The organism is Cellulomonas sp. Leaf334 (assembly GCF_001424195.1).
Taxonomy (GTDB): domain Bacteria; phylum Actinomycetota; class Actinomycetes; order Actinomycetales; family Cellulomonadaceae; genus Cellulomonas.
In genome coordinates, this window is the sequence record NZ_LMOO01000001.1 from 1,383,685 (window position 1) to 1,400,344 (window position 16,660).

General features: G+C 72.7%; 14 protein-coding genes. 4 read left to right on the top strand and 10 right to left on the bottom strand.

Going from position 1 to position 16,660, the window contains the following annotated elements:
* The first annotated feature begins 58 nt into the window (after nucleotides 1-58).
* Nucleotides 59-2,128, top strand: coding sequence for a phosphate acetyltransferase (gene pta / locus ASF78_RS06115; protein WP_200940521.1), 2,070 nt, complete (start codon nucleotides 59-61; stop codon nucleotides 2,126-2,128).
* On the top strand, nucleotides 2,125-3,396 hold the full coding sequence (locus ASF78_RS06120; protein WP_056585759.1) for an acetate/propionate family kinase: 1,272 nt from the start codon (nucleotides 2,125-2,127) through the stop codon (nucleotides 3,394-3,396). The genes pta and ASF78_RS06120 overlap by 4 nt, the downstream gene beginning before the upstream one ends.
* 107 nt (nucleotides 3,397-3,503) lie before the next feature.
* Here ASF78_RS06120 and ASF78_RS06125 read toward each other — a convergent pair whose 3' ends face one another.
* The 8 genes from ASF78_RS06125 to ASF78_RS06160 all read right to left on the bottom strand — a co-directional run bounded on the left by ASF78_RS06125 (nucleotide 3,504) and on the right by ASF78_RS06160 (nucleotide 12,230).
* Nucleotides 3,504-5,135 carry a succinic semialdehyde dehydrogenase gene (locus ASF78_RS06125; RefSeq protein ID WP_056585761.1) on the bottom strand — a complete coding sequence of 544 codons (1,632 nt, stop codon included), beginning with the start codon at nucleotides 5,133-5,135 and terminating at the stop codon, nucleotides 3,504-3,506.
* A 64-nt stretch (nucleotides 5,136-5,199) separates the two neighbouring features.
* A complete protein-coding gene (gene ptsP, locus ASF78_RS06130; protein WP_056585763.1) occupies nucleotides 5,200-6,918 on the bottom strand; it encodes a phosphoenolpyruvate--protein phosphotransferase in 1,719 nt (572 codons plus the stop codon).
* The gene (locus ASF78_RS06135) at nucleotides 6,915-7,193 is read right to left on the bottom strand and encodes an HPr family phosphocarrier protein (protein ID WP_056023565.1); all 279 of its coding nucleotides are present in this window, start codon (nucleotides 7,191-7,193) and stop codon (nucleotides 6,915-6,917) included. Before ASF78_RS06135 ends, ptsP begins: the two co-directional genes overlap by 4 nt.
* 26 nt (nucleotides 7,194-7,219) lie before the next feature.
* Entirely contained in the window at nucleotides 7,220-8,734 is a 1,515-nt protein-coding gene (locus ASF78_RS06140) for a PTS fructose transporter subunit IIC (RefSeq protein ID WP_056585765.1), read from the bottom strand.
* On the bottom strand, nucleotides 8,731-9,186 hold the full coding sequence (locus ASF78_RS06145) for a PTS sugar transporter subunit IIA (protein ID WP_056585767.1): 456 nt from the start codon (nucleotides 9,184-9,186) through the stop codon (nucleotides 8,731-8,733). The genes ASF78_RS06140 and ASF78_RS06145 overlap by 4 nt, the downstream gene beginning before the upstream one ends.
* 1 nt (nucleotide 9,187) lies before the next feature.
* Nucleotides 9,188-10,135 carry a 1-phosphofructokinase gene (gene pfkB / locus ASF78_RS06150; RefSeq protein WP_056585768.1) on the bottom strand — a complete coding sequence of 316 codons (948 nt, stop codon included), beginning with the start codon at nucleotides 10,133-10,135 and terminating at the stop codon, nucleotides 9,188-9,190.
* Complete coding sequence (locus ASF78_RS06155) at nucleotides 10,132-10,893, bottom strand: DeoR/GlpR family DNA-binding transcription regulator (protein WP_056585770.1); 762 nt, start codon at nucleotides 10,891-10,893, stop codon at nucleotides 10,132-10,134. The genes pfkB and ASF78_RS06155 overlap by 4 nt, the downstream gene beginning before the upstream one ends.
* 212 nt (nucleotides 10,894-11,105) lie before the next feature.
* A complete protein-coding gene (locus tag ASF78_RS06160) occupies nucleotides 11,106-12,230 on the bottom strand; it encodes a GuaB3 family IMP dehydrogenase-related protein (RefSeq protein ID WP_055912249.1) in 1,125 nt (374 codons plus the stop codon).
* A 123-nt stretch (nucleotides 12,231-12,353) separates the two neighbouring features.
* Here ASF78_RS06160 and ASF78_RS06165 point away from each other — a divergent pair, with 123 nt between their 5' ends.
* Both ASF78_RS06165 and ASF78_RS06170 read left to right on the top strand, forming a co-directional pair.
* Entirely contained in the window at nucleotides 12,354-13,073 is a 720-nt protein-coding gene (locus tag ASF78_RS06165; RefSeq protein ID WP_056585773.1) for an exonuclease domain-containing protein, read from the top strand.
* A gap of 112 nt (nucleotides 13,074-13,185) precedes the next feature.
* Nucleotides 13,186-14,760 (top strand): UDP-N-acetylglucosamine 1-carboxyvinyltransferase, encoded by a 1,575-nt coding sequence (locus ASF78_RS06170; RefSeq protein WP_056585775.1) that lies wholly within the window; start codon nucleotides 13,186-13,188, stop codon nucleotides 14,758-14,760.
* On the opposite strand, the gene ASF78_RS06175 is transcribed toward ASF78_RS06170, so the two are convergent.
* Nucleotides 14,736-15,077 carry a MazG nucleotide pyrophosphohydrolase domain-containing protein gene (locus ASF78_RS06175; RefSeq protein ID WP_235518413.1) on the bottom strand — a complete coding sequence of 114 codons (342 nt, stop codon included), beginning with the start codon at nucleotides 15,075-15,077 and terminating at the stop codon, nucleotides 14,736-14,738. The genes ASF78_RS06170 and ASF78_RS06175 overlap by 25 nt on opposite strands.
* A gap of 24 nt (nucleotides 15,078-15,101) precedes the next feature.
* Nucleotides 15,102-16,613: an IMP dehydrogenase gene (gene guaB, locus ASF78_RS06180; RefSeq protein ID WP_056585777.1), complete on the bottom strand. Its 1,512-nt coding sequence runs from the start codon at nucleotides 16,611-16,613 to the stop codon at nucleotides 15,102-15,104.
* Between the last annotated feature and the right edge of the window lie 47 nt (nucleotides 16,614-16,660).

Below are 16,660 nucleotides of genomic sequence, written 5' to 3' on the forward strand. Positions count from 1 at the left end.
CGCCGCTGCCCGCCCCACGGTCCCGTTCCACCCGCACCACCGCATCGGAGACGCCCCCGTGGCCCGCAGCATCTACGTCACGTCCCCCGAGGGGGACTCCGGCAAGTCCATGGTCGCGCTCGGCCTGGTGGACCTGCTGGCCCGCACCGTCCAGCGGGTCGGGGTGTTCCGCCCGGTCGCCAGGTCCACGGACGTCCGCGACTACGTGCTCGAGCTCCTGCTCCACCACGACGGCGTCGACCTCACCTACGACGAGTGCGTCGGGGTGACGTACGAGCAGGTCCTGGACGACCCGGAGGCCGCGCTCGCGCAGATCGTGTCCCGGTACCACGACGTCGAACGGCGCTGCGACGCGGTCGTCGTGGTCGGCACCGACTACACCGACGTCGCCGGCCCGACCGAGCTGGCCTACAACGCCCGGATCGCCGCGAACCTCGGCGCGCCGGTGGTGCTCGTCATCAACGGCGGGCACCGCAAGCCGGCGGTCGTCGCACAGGTGGCCGACGTCGTCGTCACGGAGATGCAGGCCAACCACGCCCAGGTGGTGTCCGTCGTCGCCAACCGGTGCGCCCCGGGCTCGGTCAGCGGCGTGCGCGACGCCCTGCGCGACGGCACCGGGCTCCCGTCCTGGGCGGTGCCGGAGAACCCGCTGCTCACCGCGCCGACGGTGCGCCAGCTGTCCGAGGCGGTGCGCGGGACGCTCATCGCCGGCGACGAGGACCTGCTCTCGCGCGAGGTGCTCGACGTCATCGTCGGCGCCATGTCCGTCGAGCACCTGCTGGGCAAGCTGACCGACGGGTCCGTGGTGATCACGCCGGGCGACCGGTCCGACGTGCTCCTCGGCCTGCTCATGGCGCACCAGGCCGACGGGTTCCCGTCGCTCGCCGGCATCATCCTCAACGGCGGGTTCCGGCCCGCACCGCTGATCGCCCGCCTGGTCACGGGGCTCGGGAGCAGGTTGCCGATCCTGTCCACCGAGCTGGGCACCTTCCGGTCGGCGAGCGCCGTCGGGGACACCCACGGGCGCCTCACGGCCGACTCGCAGCGCAAGGTGGACACCGCCCTGTCGCTGTTCGAGCAGCACGTCGACGGCGCTGCGCTGCTGGCCGCGCTCGACGTCGAGCGGCCCGAGGTGGTCACCCCGCTGATGTTCGAGTTCGCGCTGCTGGACCGGGCCCGGTCCGACCGCCAGCACGTCGTGCTGCCCGAGGGCGGTGACGACCGGATCCTGCGCGCCGCGTCGACCCTGCTGCAGCGTGGCGTCGCGGACCTCACGATCCTCGGCGACGAGCCCGCCATCCGCGCGCGCGCCACCGAGCTGGGCCTCGACCTCGACGACGCCGCGATCATCGACCCGCACGACGGCGAGCTGCTCGAACGGTTCGCCGTCGAGTACACCGAGATGCGCAAGCACAAGGGCATGACCGTGGACCGGGCGCGGGAGATCGTCTCGTCGGTGTCCTACTTCGGCACGATGATGGTGCAGCTCGGGCTGGCCGACGGCATGGTGTCCGGGGCCGCGCACACCACGGCGCACACCATCAAGCCGTCGTTCGAGATCATCAAGACCACCCCGGGCGTCGGCAGCGTGTCCAGCGCGTTCCTCATGTGCCTGGAGGACCGCGTGCTCGTGTACGCCGACTGCGCCGTCATCCCGGACCCGACGGCGGAGCAGCTGGCCGACATCGCGATCTCGTCGGCGGGCACCGCGCAGCAGTTCGGCATCGAGCCGCGCATCGCGATGCTCTCCTACTCCACGGGCGAGTCGGGTTCGGGCGCGGACGTGGAGAAGGTCCGCACGGCGACCGCGCTGGTCCGCGAGCGGCGGCCCGACCTGTCGGTCGAGGGTCCGATCCAGTACGACGCCGCCGTCGACGCGTCCGTGGCCAAGACGAAGATGCCGGACTCGGCCGTGGCCGGACGGGCGACCGTGTTCGTGTTCCCCGACCTGAACACGGGCAACAACACCTATAAGGCGGTGCAGCGTTCCGCAGGCGCCGTCGCCATCGGCCCCGTCCTGCAGGGTCTGCGCAAACCGGTCAACGACCTGTCGCGCGGCGCGCTGGTGCAGGACATCGTGAACACCGTCGCCATCACGGCGATCCAGGCGCAGGGGGACCCGTCATGACCGCGACCAGCAGCCACCCGGGGTCCGTCCTCGTGGTGAACTCCGGCTCGTCGTCGATCAAGTACCAGCTGGTCGACCCGGTCGGGGGCGAGGCGATCGCGTCGGGGATCGTCGAGCGGATCGGCGAGGACGAGGGCTCGGTCCGCCACACGTACGGCGGCACCACCACGGAGCGCACGGACGCGGTCGCCGACCACGGCGCAGGCCTGCGGGCCGTGCTCGCGCTGTTCGAGGAGGTCGGTCCGGACCTCACGCAGGCGCACGTGGTGGCGGTCGGCCACCGGGTGGTGCACGGCGGCGCGGTCTTCGGCGCGCCCGTCGTCGTCGACGACGAGGTGGTCGCCCAGATCGACGCCCTCTCCCCCTTGGCTCCCCTGCACAACCCGCCCAACCTCACCGGCATCCAGGTCGCCCGCGAGCTGCTGCCCGACGTGCCGCACGTCGTCGTGTTCGACACCGCCTTCTTCCGCACCCTGCCCGAGGCGGCCGCCACGTACGCGATCGACCGGGACGTCGCGCGCGAGCACGGCGTGCGCCGGTACGGGTTCCACGGGACGTCGCACCAGTACGTGTCCGGCACGGTCGCGCGCGTGCTCGGGCGCCGGCTCGAGGACCTCAACCAGATCGTGCTGCACCTGGGCAACGGTGCGTCGGCGTCGGCGGTCCGCGGGGGCGTCGCGGTCGAGACGTCGATGGGCATGACGCCGCTCGAAGGGCTGGTCATGGGCACCCGGTCGGGTGACATCGACCCCGCGGTCCTCATCCACCTGCAGCGCAACGCGGGGCTGTCGGTCGACGAGGTCGACGACCTGCTCAACCGCCGCTCCGGCCTCAAAGGGCTGGCGGGCGAGAACGACTTCCGCGAGCTGCACGCGCTGGTCGACTCCGGTGACGAGGACGCGTCGTTGGCGCTCGACGTCTACCTGCACCGGCTGCGCAAGTACGTCGGCGCCTACTGCGCGGTGCTCGGCCGGGTGGACGTCATCACGTTCACGGCCGGCGTCGGCGAGAACGACCCCGTCGTCCGCGCCCGTGCGCTCGAAGGCCTGGAGCCCCTCGGCATCGCGGTGGACCCGGAGCGCAACGCCGGCCGCAAGAAGGAGCCGACGATCATCTCCCCGGACTGGACCAGCACCCTGGTCATGGTCGTCCCGACGAACGAGGAGCTCGCGATCGCCCGCCAGGCGATCAGCACGATCGAGGCGGCCGGCTACGAGGGCACGAGCGACGAGTCGGACCCGACCCCGGCGGCCACGGGCCACGCCTGACGGTCACGCGAACGCCGGATCCCCCGCGAGCAAGCCGTCAGTGCCGCGGCGGCTCGACAAGCAGCACCCATGGCTCGCTCAGCGTCGAGCGGTCAGGCGCTCATGCATCACGGCAGGCGGAGGCGTTTCATCGTGCGCAGGACCTCCGTGTAGACGCGGGGCCAGGTGTCCGTGCCCAGGTCGAAGAGGCGGTGCAGGCCGACGCCGGGGGCGCCCAGGACGCCGTGCGCGCCGTGCTGGACCGCGACCGTCTGGACGCGCGTCGTCTCCCAGAGGCCCTCGCGCCCGTGCCGGCTGCCGATGCCCGACGCACCGACGCCACCCTGGGGCGCTGCGACCGAGCCCCAGGTGGCCACGTACCCCTCGTTGACGTTCACGGTCCCGGTGCGCACCCGGGCGGCGATCGCGGCACCGCGACGGGTGTCCGCTGTCCAGATGCTCGCGTTCAGGCCGAGGTCGCTGTCGTTCATCGCCGCGACCGCCTCGTCGTCGGACGCCACCCGGTAGATGCTCACGACCGGACCGAACGTCTCCTCGCGGGCGAGCCGCGCCTCGTTCGGCACGTCGGTCAGGATGGTCGGCTCGTAGAACCACGGCCCGAGGTCGGTGCGGTGGACGGCCCCGGTGAGGACGGTCGCCCCGTGCCCGACGGCGTCCTCGACGTGCTCGACGACGGTGGCCAGCTGCGCGGCGGACGTGAGCGAGCCCATGTCCGAGCGGTAGTCGAGCCCGGACCCGAGGCGCACCTCGCGCGTCCGCCGGACGAACGCGGCGGTGAACTCGTCGGCCACGTCCTCGTGCACGTAGATCCGCTCGATGCTCACGCAGACCTGCCCGGCGCCGACGAAGCACGCGCGGACCGCCCCCTCGGCGGCGACCTCGACGTCGACGTCCTCCGCGACGTACATCGGGTTCTTGCCCCCGAGCTCGAGGGTGACCGGCACGAGTCGTTCGCCCGCCTGCGCGGCGACGACCCGCCCGGTGCGGGTGGACCCGGTGAAGCTCACGTGGTCGACGTGCTCGACGACGGCCCCCCCGATGGTCGGGCCGTCGCCGACGACCACCTGCAGGAGCCCCTCGGGGAGCCCGGCCTCCTCCATCAGCTCCGCCGCCCACAGCGACGTGAGGGCCGTCTGCGGGTCGGGCCGCAGGAGCACGGCGTTGCCGGCGACCAGCGCAGGCAGCACGTCGCCGAGCGTGAGTGCCAGCGGGAAGTTCCAGGGCGCGACGATCCCGACGACGCCGACGGGGTGCCGCAGCACGCGCACGCTGGTCAGGCCGGGCAGCAGTCCCGGCACCCGGCGCGGCGCGAGGTAGCGGCCGGCGCGCGCCGCGTAGTGCCGGGCGACCAGGGCGATGTCGCAGACCTCCTCGAACGCCGAGACCCGGGCCTTGCCGGACTCCAGCTGGATGAGGTCGAGCACGTCGCTCTGGCGTTCGAGCACCAGGTCGTGCACGCGGGACAGGACGGCTGTCCGGTCGCGCAACGGGCGGGCCGCCCAGAGCCGTTGCGCCGCCCGCGCGTTCTTCGCGGCGCGGGCCACGTCGTCCGGCGTGGACAGGGGGATCGCGGCGATCGGGCTGCCCGTGAACGGCGCGTGCGACGTGAACACCCCCGCGCGGGGCGAGGTCACCACCCGGCGCAGGAGCGGTCGGACGTCGTCCGGCTCGAGCACGTAGGTCGCGAGCGGGTCGGTCTCGGGGTCGTGGAGCTCGATGTGTCCCGGGTCGTGGGCCATAACCGCGAGGGTACGCGCGCGACTGCAGAAATCCGCGCGCGCACCGTCGTCCGGCCTGTCGCGCCTACGCGCCCAACGTCTCCCGCACGTCCGCGTGCAGCAGCCCGACGACGGCGGCTCGCCCCTCGGCAGCCGAGGGTGCCGCGAGCGCGGCGGCCGCCATGGTGGCGCACTCCGCGGTGGTGTGGTGCCGCAGCGCGTACCGGACCGCGGGGACGGCACCGGCGGACATGGACAGGCTGGTCACGCCGAGCCCGACGAGCACCAGCGCGAGCACCGGGTCGGAGGCGGACTCCCCGCAGACGCCGACGGGCTTGCGCGCCTGCTGACCGGCGCGGGCGGTCGCGTCGACGAGGTCGAGGACGGCCGGCTGCCACGGGTCGAGCAGGTCGGCCAGCTCGCCGCGCAGGCGGTCGGTCGCCATCGTGTACTGCGCGAGGTCGTTGGTGCCGAGCGAGACGAAGTCGACCTCGGCGAGGATCTCCTGCGCGCGCAGGGCGGCCGCGGGCACCTCGATCATCACGCCGACCGTCGCGACACCCGCCGCGCGTGCCCGTCGGGCGAACTCCCGCGCCTCGGCTGCGGTGGCGATCATCGGCGCCATGACCCACGGGGTGGTCCCCGTCGCGGCCTGCGCGTGCGCGAGCGCCTCGAGCTGGGTGTCCAGGAGCTCCGGGTGGGTGCGCACCAGGCGGTAGCCGCGCACGCCGAGGGCGGGGTTCTCCTCGTCGGGCTGCGTCGCGAAGGCGAGCGGCTTGTCGGCGCCCGCGTCGAGCGTGCGGACGACGACCTTGCGGTCCCCGAACGACCGCAGCACACGGGTGTACACGGCGGTCTGGTCCTCCTGCGTCGGCGCCGTGGTGCTCTCCAGGAAGAGGACCTCGGTCCGGAACAGCCCGACGCCCTCGACGCCACCACCGGCGACGCGGGCGGCGTCCTCGGCGGTGCCGATGTTGGCGAGCAGCGCGATCGCGCGGCCGTCGGCGGTGGCCCCGGGCGCCGTGTCCGACTCGAGCGTCCGCTCGACGGTCGCCCGCCGCTCCAGCTCGGCCCGCTGGTCCTCGGACGGGTCCACCGTGACCGTGCCGTCGGCCGCGTCGACGGCCACGTCGGCACCGTCCGCGAGCGCGGTCGCACCGGCGACCCGCACGATGCACGGCAGCCCGAACTGTCCGGCGATGATCGCCGTGTGGCCGGTAGGTCCGCCCAGCTCGGTCACGATGGCGAGCACGTTGGTCAGGTCGAGGGCGGCCGTGTCGGCGGGGGCGAGATCCTTGGCGACGATGACGGACGGCCGCTCCAGCGACGGGACGCCCGGCGCGGGCAGTCCCATCGCCGCCGCGACCACGCGGTCACGGACCGAGCGCAGGTCGGTGACGCGTTCGGCGAGGTACCCGCCGGCGTTCTCGAACATCGTCGCGAACATCTCGACGATGCCGTCGATCGCACTGACCACCGGCTCGCCCGCGTCGATGCGGGCGAGGACCTGGGTGCGCAGCGCGCGGTCGTCGGCCATCTGCGCGGTGGCCGCGAGGACGTCCTTGACGGTGCCCGTGGACCGTCCGGACTGCTCCCGCAGGCGGGCGGCGACGTCGGCGAACGCCTGCTCGACGTGGGCGTGCGCGGTGGCGACGTCGGCCGGGACCCCGTCGACCAGCAACGGGGCGTCGGCGGCGACGTGCGGTGCGGGCCGGACCTGGGCGACGGGCCCGACGACGGCGCGTCGCCCGACCCCCACGCCCTGGAGCACGTGACCGATGGCGGCCGTGCTCGCGGCACTCATGATGCTTCCTCCGCGTCGAGGTCGGTCGCCAGGAGGTCCACGAGCCCGTCGAGCGCGGCGTCGGCCCCCTCGCCCTCGGCGGTGAGCGTGACCTCCTCGCCGCTCGGCACGCCGAGCGACATGACGAACAGGATGCTGCCGGCGTCGACCGGCTCGCCGCCCGGGCGGGCGATGGTGACGGGCAGCCCGGTCTCGGCGACGGCCTGCGTGAAGAGCATGGCGGGGCGGGCGTGGAGGCCGACGCGGGAGGCGACGGCGACGGTGCGCTGCGGCATGGGAGTTCTCCGTTCGGGGGTCAGGGTCAGGCGGCGGTGGAGACGAGCGCTTGGGCGTCGGCGGCCTGCTCGGCCGTGACGATCTCGTTCGGCTTGGCGCTCTTCAGGGCGACCACCAGCCCGGCGGTGACGACCATGCCGACGGCGACGGCCATGACGAACCCGAGCGGGTTGGAGATGAGCGGGAGGACCCAGATGCCACCGTGCGGGGCGCGGACGCCGGAGCCGGCCGCCATGACCAGTGCCCCGGTGACGCTCGACCCGACGAGCGAGGACACGATGACGCGCCACGGGTCGGCCGCCGCGAACGGGATGGCTCCTTCGGAGATGAACGAGAGCCCCAGCAGCCACGCGGCCTTGCCGTTCTCCTGCTCGGCGTGCGTGAACAGCTTCTTGCGCACGGTCGAGGCAAGCGCCATGGCCAGCGGGGCCACCATGCCGGCCGCCATGACCGCGGCCATGATCTGGTACTGGACGGCGTCGGTGGCCAGGCCCTCGGTCGCCAGACCGGTGACGGCGAACGTGTAGGCCACCTTGTTGATCGGGCCGCCCAGGTCGAAGCCCATCATCGCGCCCAGGAGGGCACCCAGGAGGACCAGGTTGCCGCCGGACAGCCCGTTGAGCCAGCTGCTCAGACCGTCCATCAGACCGGCGATCGGCTGCCCGAGGATGAGGAACATCACCAGGCCGACGACGAACGACGACAGCAGCGGGATGACCACGACCGGCATCACGCCGCGCACGCCCTTCGGCACCTTCCAGCGGCTGATCCACAGGGCGAGGAACCCGGCCAGGAAGCCGGTCACCAGCCCGCCGAGGAAGCCGGCGTCGACCAGCACGGCGATGGAACCGCCGACGAAGCCGGGCACCAGCCCGGGCCGGTCGGCGATCGCGTAGGCGATGAAGCCGGAGAGCACGGGCACGAGGAAGGCGAACGCGACCGCGCCGGTCCGGAACAGCAGCGCCGCCCAGTCCATGCCGTTCGCGGCGTTGAAGTCGTTGAGCAGGTGCTCCACCGGGATGGCGGTCACGTCGATGACGCCCTGGGCGCCGTCCGCGAACTGCGCGACCATGAACCCGAGGGCGATGAGGATCCCACCCGCGGCGACGAACGGGATCATGTACGAGACACCCGTCATGAGCCACTGCCGGATCCGGGTACCGACCCCGGCGTTCCGGTCGACCTTCGTCACCGGGGCTGCCGTGGGTGCAGCCGGCCCGCCGGCCGGCACGCCCGCCTCGACGGCTGCGACGGCTGCGGCGATGACGCCCGGGGCGTCGTGCACGGCCTTCTTGACGCCGACGTCGATGAACGGCTTGCCGGCGAAGCGGTCCTTGTCCTTCACCTCGAGGTCGGCGGCGTAGATGACCCCGTCGGCCGCGGCGATGATCGCCGGGTCGAGCGGTGTGGAACCCGCGGCGCCCTGCGTCTCGACGTGGACCTCGTGCCCGGCGGCCTTGCCGGCCTGCTCGAGGGCCTCGGCGGCCATGTAGGTGTGCGCGATGCCCGTGGGGCAGGAGGAGACGGCGACGAGCTTCATGCGGGGACCACCTCTCGGGTGACGATCTCGGCCACGGTCGTGGCATCCGGGGCGTCCTTGAGGGACGTGCGGAAGGACTCGTGGACGAGGCGGCGGGCGAGCGCCGCGAGGATCTTGAGGTGGTCGCCGTCGCCCGCGTCGGGGGCGGCGATGAGGAAGACCAGGGTCGCGGGACCGTCGGGCGCCCCGAAGTCGACCCCGGCGGGGACCTTGCCGACCGCGAGGCTCGGCACGGTCACGTGGCTGGACCGGGCGTGCGGGAGGCCGATGCCGCCGGGCATGCCGGTGGCCATCTGCGCCTCGCGGGCACGCACGTCGGCGTGGAACCCGTCGGCGTCGGTCACGCGACCGGCGGCGTGGAGGAGGTCGATCAGCTGGCGGGTCGCGTCGTCGCGGTCCGTGGCGACGAGGTCGACGGCGACCAGGTCCGGGGTGATCAGCGGGGTGCTCACGTCACAGCTCCTTGAGGGCGAGTCGGGGATCGGGGTTCTCCACGACCCGGACGGCGTCCAGGTCGATGTCGGTGGGGCCGGGGACGGCGGTACCGGGCAGCAGCACGGCTGCCCGGCCGAAGGCCACGGCGGTGCGGAGGCGGTCGGCGGGCGACCCGTCCGCGACGAGGAAGCCGGCGAGGGTCGAGTCCCCCGCGCCGACGGTGGACAGCGGGACGAGCGGCGGACCGCCCGCCCACCACACGCCGTCGGCGAGCACGAGCAGGGCGCCGTGCGCGCCGAGGCTGACGAGGACGGCGCGGGTGCACGCCGCGATGACCTCGCGGGCGGCGTCGACGACGTCCCCCACGGTCGTGAGCTCACGCCCGACGAGCTCGGCGAGCTCCTCGTCGTTGGGCTTCACGAGCGTGAGCCCGCCCTGCCGGACGGCACGCGTGAGCGGCACCCCGGAGGTGTCGAGGACGAACGGCACGCTGTACCGGGCGGCCAGGCCCGCGACCTGCACGAAGAACGTCTCCGGCGCGCCGAGCGGCAGGCTGCCCGCGCACACCAGGGCCGCGGGCCGCGTCGCCAGCTGCGTCTCGAGCGCGGCGAGCAGCGCGTCGACCTCGTCCGGCGTGAGCCTCGGGCCCGGTGCGTTGATCTTGGTGGTCACGCCCGTGCCCTCGACGAGCGTGAGGTTGCTGCGGGTGTGGTCCACGAGCGGGACGGCCAGCGTCGGGACGTCGATCTCGGCGAGCATCTCGATGAGGCGGGCACCGTCGGCGCCGCCCGTGGGCAGGACGGCAAGGGTCGGCACGCCGTGCCGGACCAGCACGCGGGAGACGTTGATGCCCTTGCCGCCGGGGTGCAGGTGGCCGCCGTGCGCCCGGTTGACCTCGCCGACCCGCAGCCGGTCGACCTCCAGCGCGCGGTCCAGGCTCGGGTTCGGCGTCAGCGTGACGATCATGCGGTCACCACCCGGGGGCCGGCGGCCTCGAGCTCCTCGACGAGCTCGGGTTCCACCCCGCTGTCGGTGATGATCGTGTCCACCAGGGACAGCGGCACGACGTGCGCGAACTCGACGCGGCCGATCTTGGAGTGGTCCGTGAGCACGACGGTGCGCCGCGCGTTGGCGACGAGCGCCCGCTTCACGGCGGCCTCCGCGAGGTCCGGCGTGGTCAGTCCGTGCTCGACGCTCAGCCCGTTGGTGCCGAGGAACGCGACGTCGGCGTGGATGTCGGCCAGCTCGCGCTCGGCCCACGACCCGACGGCGGCGAGCGTCCGGCCGCGCACCGTGCCGCCGACGAGGTGCAGCGTGAGGTTCGGCCGCATCGCCAGCACCATCGCGACGGGCAGGGCGTGGGTGACGACCGTGAGCTCGCGGTCCGACGGCAGGAGCTCCGCCAGGCGGACCGTGGTGGTGCCGGCGTCGAGGATCACAGCACCGCCGTCGGGCAGCTCGTCGAGGGCGGCCTTGGCGACCCGCTCCTTCTCGCCGGCGAACCGGGTCTCGCGGTCCGCGACGCCGGGCTCGAAGCCGAGGCGCTCGACGGGGATGGCGCCGCCGTGCACCCGCCGGACCAGGCCGTGGCGCTCGAGCACCGTGAGGTCGCGACGGATGGTCTCCGGCGTGACGTCGAGGTCCTCGGCCAGCCGGTTGACGTCGACCCGGCCGTCGGCGCGTGCCGTGGCGAGGATCTGCTGGTGCCGCTCGGGTGCGTACACATCGACTCCGTCGTCCTGCGCGCCGGCCCTGACTCCGGCGTCCACTTCGTCCAGGGTGCGCCCGGTCACACGCCAATGTCAAGAGATACGGACATATTCGGCGGTAACCAAATGTTGATTCGGGCATGATGCCTGATCAGTACGCTTCCCCGGACATGCAGAGACGCCCGGGTACGCCCGTTTCGGGGCGCCACCGGGCGTCGTCGGAAGGATCAGTGCGGCTGGTAGGGGCTCACGACGACCTCGACCCGCTGGAACTCCTTGAGGTCGGAGTAGCCGGTCGTCGCCATCGCGCGGCGGAGCGCCCCGACGAGGTTGAGCGTGCCGTCCGCGGTGTGCCCGGGGCCGAACAGGATCTGCTCCAGCGACCCGGCGGTGCCGACCTCGACCCGCTCGCCGCGGGGCAGCTTCGGGTGGTGCGCCTCGGGTCCCCAGTGCCAGCCACGGCCTGGCGCCTCGGTCGCCCGGGCCAGCGCGGCACCGAGCATGACCGCGTCCGCACCGCACGCGACCGCCTTGACCAGGTCGCCCGAGCGGCCCACTCCACCGTCGGCGATGACGTGCACGTACCGGCCGCCGGACTCGTCGAGGTAGTCCCGTCGGGCCGCGGCCACGTCGGCGACCGCCGACGCCATCGGCGCGTGGATGCCCAGCGAGAGCCGGGTCGTGTGCGCCGCACCGCCGCCGAAGCCGACGAGGACCCCCGCCGCACCGGTGCGCATGAGGTGCAGCGCCGCCGTGTACGTCGAGGCCCCGCCGACGATCACCGGGACGTCGAGCTCGTAGATGAACCGCTTGAGGTTGAGCGGCTCCACGCGGCCCGACACGTGCTCCGCCGAGACCGTGGTGCCGCGGATGACGAAGAGGTCGACGCCCGCGTCGACCACGGTGCGCCAGAACTCGTTGGTGCGCTGGGGCGACAGGGCGCCCGCCACGGTGACACCCGCGGCACGGATCTCCTTGAGGCGGGCGGTGATCAGCTCGGGCTGGATCGGGGCCGCGTAGATCTCCTGCATCCGCGCGGTGGCGCGAGCGCTGTCGAAGGTCGCGATCTCCGCGAGCAGCGGGGTCGGGTCCTCGTAGCGCGTCCACAGGCCCTCGAGGTCGAGGACGCCGAGCCCGCCGGCCTGGCCGAGCGCGACCGCCGTCGCGGGGCTCATCACCGAGTCCATCGGGGCCGCGATGATCGGCAGGTCGAAGTGGTAGGCGTCGATCTGCCAGCCGACCGACACCTCCTCGGGGTCGCGGGTCCGCCGTGACGGGACGACCGCGACGTCGTCGAAGGAGTAGGCGCGGCGTCCGCGCTTGCCGCGGCCGATCTCGATCTCGTTGCTCACCGGGCAAGGCTACCGGGGCGCGGCACCGGTGCCCGATCCCGCGGCACGCGGACCACCCTCCGCGGCAATGTCGGACCTCGGTGCGAGTCTGGACGCAGCACAGCACAGAAGGAGCACCACGAGATGAGCTGGACGGACGGGCCGCTGCTCGGCTTCGACACCGAGACCACGGGCGTCGACGTCGACCACGACCGCATCGTCACCGCAGCCCTCGTCCGTCGCGACGCCGCCGGCACCCACGTCCGCAGCTGGCTGATCGACCCCGGCGTCCCCATCCCGGACGCGGCGGCAGCCATCCACGGCGTCAGCACCGAGCACGCCCGCACGCACGGCCGCCCTCCGCGCGAGGCGCTGGAGGAGATCGCCACCGACCTGGCCGAGGCGCTGCGCGGTGGCGTCCCGGTCGTGGCCTACAACGCCTCCTTCGACCTGTGCCTCCTCGATGCGGAACTGCGCCGGCACCGCCTCAGGACGCTTCCCGACCGGTTGTGCAGCGACGCGCGCCCCGTGATCGACCCGCTGGTGCTCGACCGCGCGGAGGACCGGCTGCGCGAGGGCAAGCGCAAGCTCGTCGACCTCTGCGGCTACTACCAGGTGGTCGAGTCCGGGAACCTGCACACCGCCGACGTCGACGTGGTCGCCACGCTCGACGTGCTGGAGCGGATCGTCGGACGTTTCCCGCACCTCGCGACGCTCGACCTCGACACGTTGCACGAGTACCAGTCGACCGCGCACCAGGCGTGGGCCGAGAGCTTCAACGCGTGGCGCGTCGAGCAGGGTCTCGACGGCCCCGGAGCGTCGGACGTCTGGCCCGCGCGGGAGCCCGTCGGAACCCTCTGGTGAGACGTGGGTCATATCGCGGCTGAGTTCAGCCGGGCGCTGGGTGACGGATCCGACCGATTCGACGACACGCCTCGACGTGGCGATATCTCATCCATGAGTTAACGTCGTCCCCATGACGACGACCATCACCCCGGTCCCGACGAGCACCGGATCCTTCCCGGTCATCCAGGACCCGCTCGCGCACGTCGGCTCCCTGGTCCGCTCGGCCCGCCAGCACCGCGGCCTCACGCAGGCCCAGCTCGCGGAGCGCCTGGCCACCAGCCAGTCCGCGATCCACCGCATCGAGCAGGGCGCGCAGAACGTCAGCCTCGAGATGCTGACCCGCATCGGTGCCGCCCTCGACTCCCCCATCGTCACGCTCGGCGGCCCCCAGCGCACCCACCTGCGTGTCCAGGGCGGCCAGACCCTGAGCGGCCGGATCGACGTCAACACCAGCAAGAACGGCGCCGTCGCCCTGCTGTGCGCCTCGCTGCTCAACCGGGGCACCACGCGGCTGCGGAACGTCGCCCGCATCGTCGAGGTCGACCGGATCGTCGAGGTGCTGCGCTCCGTCGGCGTCCGCGCCACCTGGTCGACGGACGGCCGCGACCTCGAGATCGTCGTCCCGCGCCACCTCGACCTCGACGCCATCGACGTCGACGCGGCCCGCCGCACCCGCTCGATCATCATGTTCCTGGGCCCGCTCCTCGGGCTCGAGGACGAGTTCCGGCTCCCCTACGCGGGCGGCTGCGACCTCGGCACCCGGACCGTCGAGCCGCACCTCATCGGCCTGCGACCCTTCGGCCTGGACGTCACCGCGACCGCCGGCGACTACCACGGTCTCGTCACCCGAGGCGGTGGGCAGGAATTGTCCATCGTCCTCACCGAGCGTGGCGACACCGTCACGGAGAACGTCATCATGGCCGCCGCCGGCCGCGAGGGTGTCACCACCATCCGCAACGCGAGCCCCAACTACATGGTCCAGGACCTGTGCTTCTACCTGGAGCTGCTCGGGGTGCGCATCGACGGCATCGGCACCACCACCCTGCGCGTGCACGGCCTGGCCGCCATCGACGCGGACGTCGAGTACGCGGTCTCCGAGGACCCGGTCGAGGCGATGAGCCTGCTCACCGCCGGCATCGTCACCGGTTCCGAGATCACCGTCGGCCGCGTCCCGATCGAGTTCATGGAGATCGAGCTCGCGACGCTCGCCGAGATGGGCCTGCGCTACACCCTCTCCGACGAGTACGCCGCCGCCAACGGCCGCACCCGCCTGGTCGACGTGACGGTCCACCCGAGCGACCTGCGCGCACCGATCGACAAGATCCACCCGATGCCGTTCCCCGGGCTGAACATCGACAACCTGCCGTTCTTCGTCGCGATCGCCGCGTGCGCCGAGGGTTCCACCCTGGTCCACGACTGGGTCTACGAGGGACGCGCCATCCACCTCACGGACCTCACGCGCCTCGGCGCCGACGTCCGCCTCCTCGACGCCCACCGCCTGCAGGTCAGCGGCCCGACGCACTGGTCCGGTGCGGAGGTCTCCTGCCCGCCTGCCCTGCGTCCCGCGGTCGTCATCCTGCTCGCGATGCTCGCCGCCAAGGGCACGTCCGTGCTGCGCGACGTCGACATCATCGCCCGCGGCTACGAGCAGCTCCAGGACCGCCTGGTCGAGCTGGGCGCTCAGATCGAGACGTTCCGCGACTGAGCGTCGCCCTCCAGATACGTTCGGAGCTCGGCCATCGTGCGGCCGAACGCCGACTGCAGGTCGACCCCGTAGGCGTCCGCCAGCGACATCACGGACCACAGGCAGTCGGCGAGCTCGTGCGCGAGGGCCTCGTCGAGGTCGGCGCGCGGCCGCACCCCGGCCTTGCCCTGGACCAGCTTCGCGAGATCACCGACATCCCCGAGGAACCCGAGCATGAGCTCTTCGTGACTCCAGCTGCGCCCGTACTGCGCGATCTCCCGCGCGGCGTACGCGTCCCGAACGGCCCGAGCTTCGGCCTGCATCTCCTGGAACTCCACGGGCCCCAGTAAAGACCCTGCTGGTCAGCGGCCCGTGTAGTTCGGCGCCTCGACGGTCATCTGGATGTCGTGCGGGTGGGACTCCTTGAGCCCGGCCGCGGTGATCCGGATGAACTGCCCGCGGTCCTGCAGCTGCGGGATCGTGTGCGCGCCGACGTAGAACATCGACTGGTGCAGCCCACCGATGAGCTGGTGCGCCACCGCGGACAGGGGTCCGCGGTACGGCACCTGGCCCTCGATGCCCTCGGGGACGATCTTCTCGTCGGAGGACACGTCGGCCTGGAAGTACCGGTCCTTGGAGTAGGAGATCCGGCCGCGGGACGCCATCGCGCCCAGCGAGCCCATACCGCGGTAGTGCTTGAACTGCTTGCCGTTGACGAACACGAGCTCGCCCGGCGACTCGTCGCAGCCGGCCAGGAGCGAACCGAGCATCACGGTGTCGGCCCCCGCGACCAGGGCCTTGGCGATGTCCCCGGAGTACTGGAGCCCACCGTCGCCGATGACCGGCACTCCGGCGGGCTTGCAGGCGCGCGCGGCGTCGTAGATGGCGGTGACCTGCGGGACCCCGACGCCGGCGACGACGCGGGTGGTGCAGATGGAGCCCGGTCCGACGCCGACCTTGACGGCGTCGACCCCGGCCTCGACGAGCGCCTGTGCACCGGGGGTCGTCGCGACGTTGCCCCCGATGACCTGGACGTGCCGGGTCGCGGGGTCGGCCTTGAGCCTGCGGACCATGTCGAGCATGAGCCGCGCGTGGCCGTTCGCCGTGTCGACGACGAGCACGTCCACGCCGGCCTCGGCGAGCGCGGTGGCCCGCTCCCAGGCGTCGCCGAAGAACCCGATGGCGGCGCCGACGACGAGCCGACCCTCGGGGTCCTTCGTGGCGTCCGGGTACTGCTCGGTCTTCACGAAGTCCTTGACGGTGATGAGCCCGCGCAGGATGCCCGCGTCGTCGACCAGCGGGAGCTTCTCGATCTTGTGCTTGGCCAGCAGGGCCGCGGCGTCGTCGCGCGCGATGCCGACCGGTGCGGTGACCAGCGGCATCGGCGTCATGATGTCGCGGACGCGGCGCGTCTCGAAGTCGCTCGGAGGGACGAAGCGCAGGTCGCGGTTGGTGATGATGCCGAGCAGCAGGCCGTTCTCCGCGATGACCGGCAGGCCGGACACCCGGTAGATGCCGCACAGGTGGTCGAGCTCGGCGAGCGTCGCGTCGGGCGAGACCGTCACCGGGTCCGTGATCATGCCGGACTCGGAGCGCTTCACCAGGTCGACCTGGTGGGCCTGGTCCTCGATGGACAGGTTGCGGTGCAGGATCCCGATGCCGCCCTGGCGCGCCATCGCGATGGCCATGCGCGACTCGGTGACGGTGTCCATCGCGGCCGACAGCAGCGGGACGCGCACGGTGATCTCGCGCGTCAGGCGCGAGGACGTGTCCACCTCGCTGGGGATGACGTCGGTCTCCCCCGGCAGGAGGAGCACGTCGTCGTAGGTGAGCCCGATGCGGGCGAACGGGTCGGCAGGCGAGTGCTCCGTCATCCGGCAAGGATACGCGGACGCACGCGTGCTGAGGTCCCGCCTACTGG

Bases quoted from the DNA above. Each gene is read 5' to 3' on its own strand.
- ASF78_RS06125 (WP_056585761.1), bottom strand. From the start codon at position 5,135: ATGGCCCACGACCCGGGACACATCGAGCTCCACGACCCCGAGACCGAC.
- pfkB (WP_056585768.1), bottom strand. From the start codon at position 10,135: ATGATCGTCACGCTGACGCCGAACCCGAGCCTGGACCGCGCGCTGGAG.
- ASF78_RS06120 (WP_056585759.1), top strand. From the start codon at position 2,125: ATGACCGCGACCAGCAGCCACCCGGGGTCCGTCCTCGTGGTGAACTCC.
- ASF78_RS06165 (WP_056585773.1), top strand. From the start codon at position 12,354: ATGAGCTGGACGGACGGGCCGCTGCTCGGCTTCGACACCGAGACCACG.
- ASF78_RS06135 (WP_056023565.1), bottom strand. From the start codon at position 7,193: ATGCCGCAGCGCACCGTCGCCGTCGCCTCCCGCGTCGGCCTCCACGCC.
- ASF78_RS06140 (WP_056585765.1), bottom strand. From the start codon at position 8,734: ATGAAGCTCGTCGCCGTCTCCTCCTGCCCCACGGGCATCGCGCACACC.
- ASF78_RS06170 (WP_056585775.1), top strand. From the start codon at position 13,186: ATGACGACGACCATCACCCCGGTCCCGACGAGCACCGGATCCTTCCCG.
- guaB (WP_056585777.1), bottom strand. From the start codon at position 16,613: ATGACGGAGCACTCGCCTGCCGACCCGTTCGCCCGCATCGGGCTCACC.
- ptsP (WP_056585763.1), bottom strand. From the start codon at position 6,918: ATGAGTGCCGCGAGCACGGCCGCCATCGGTCACGTGCTCCAGGGCGTG.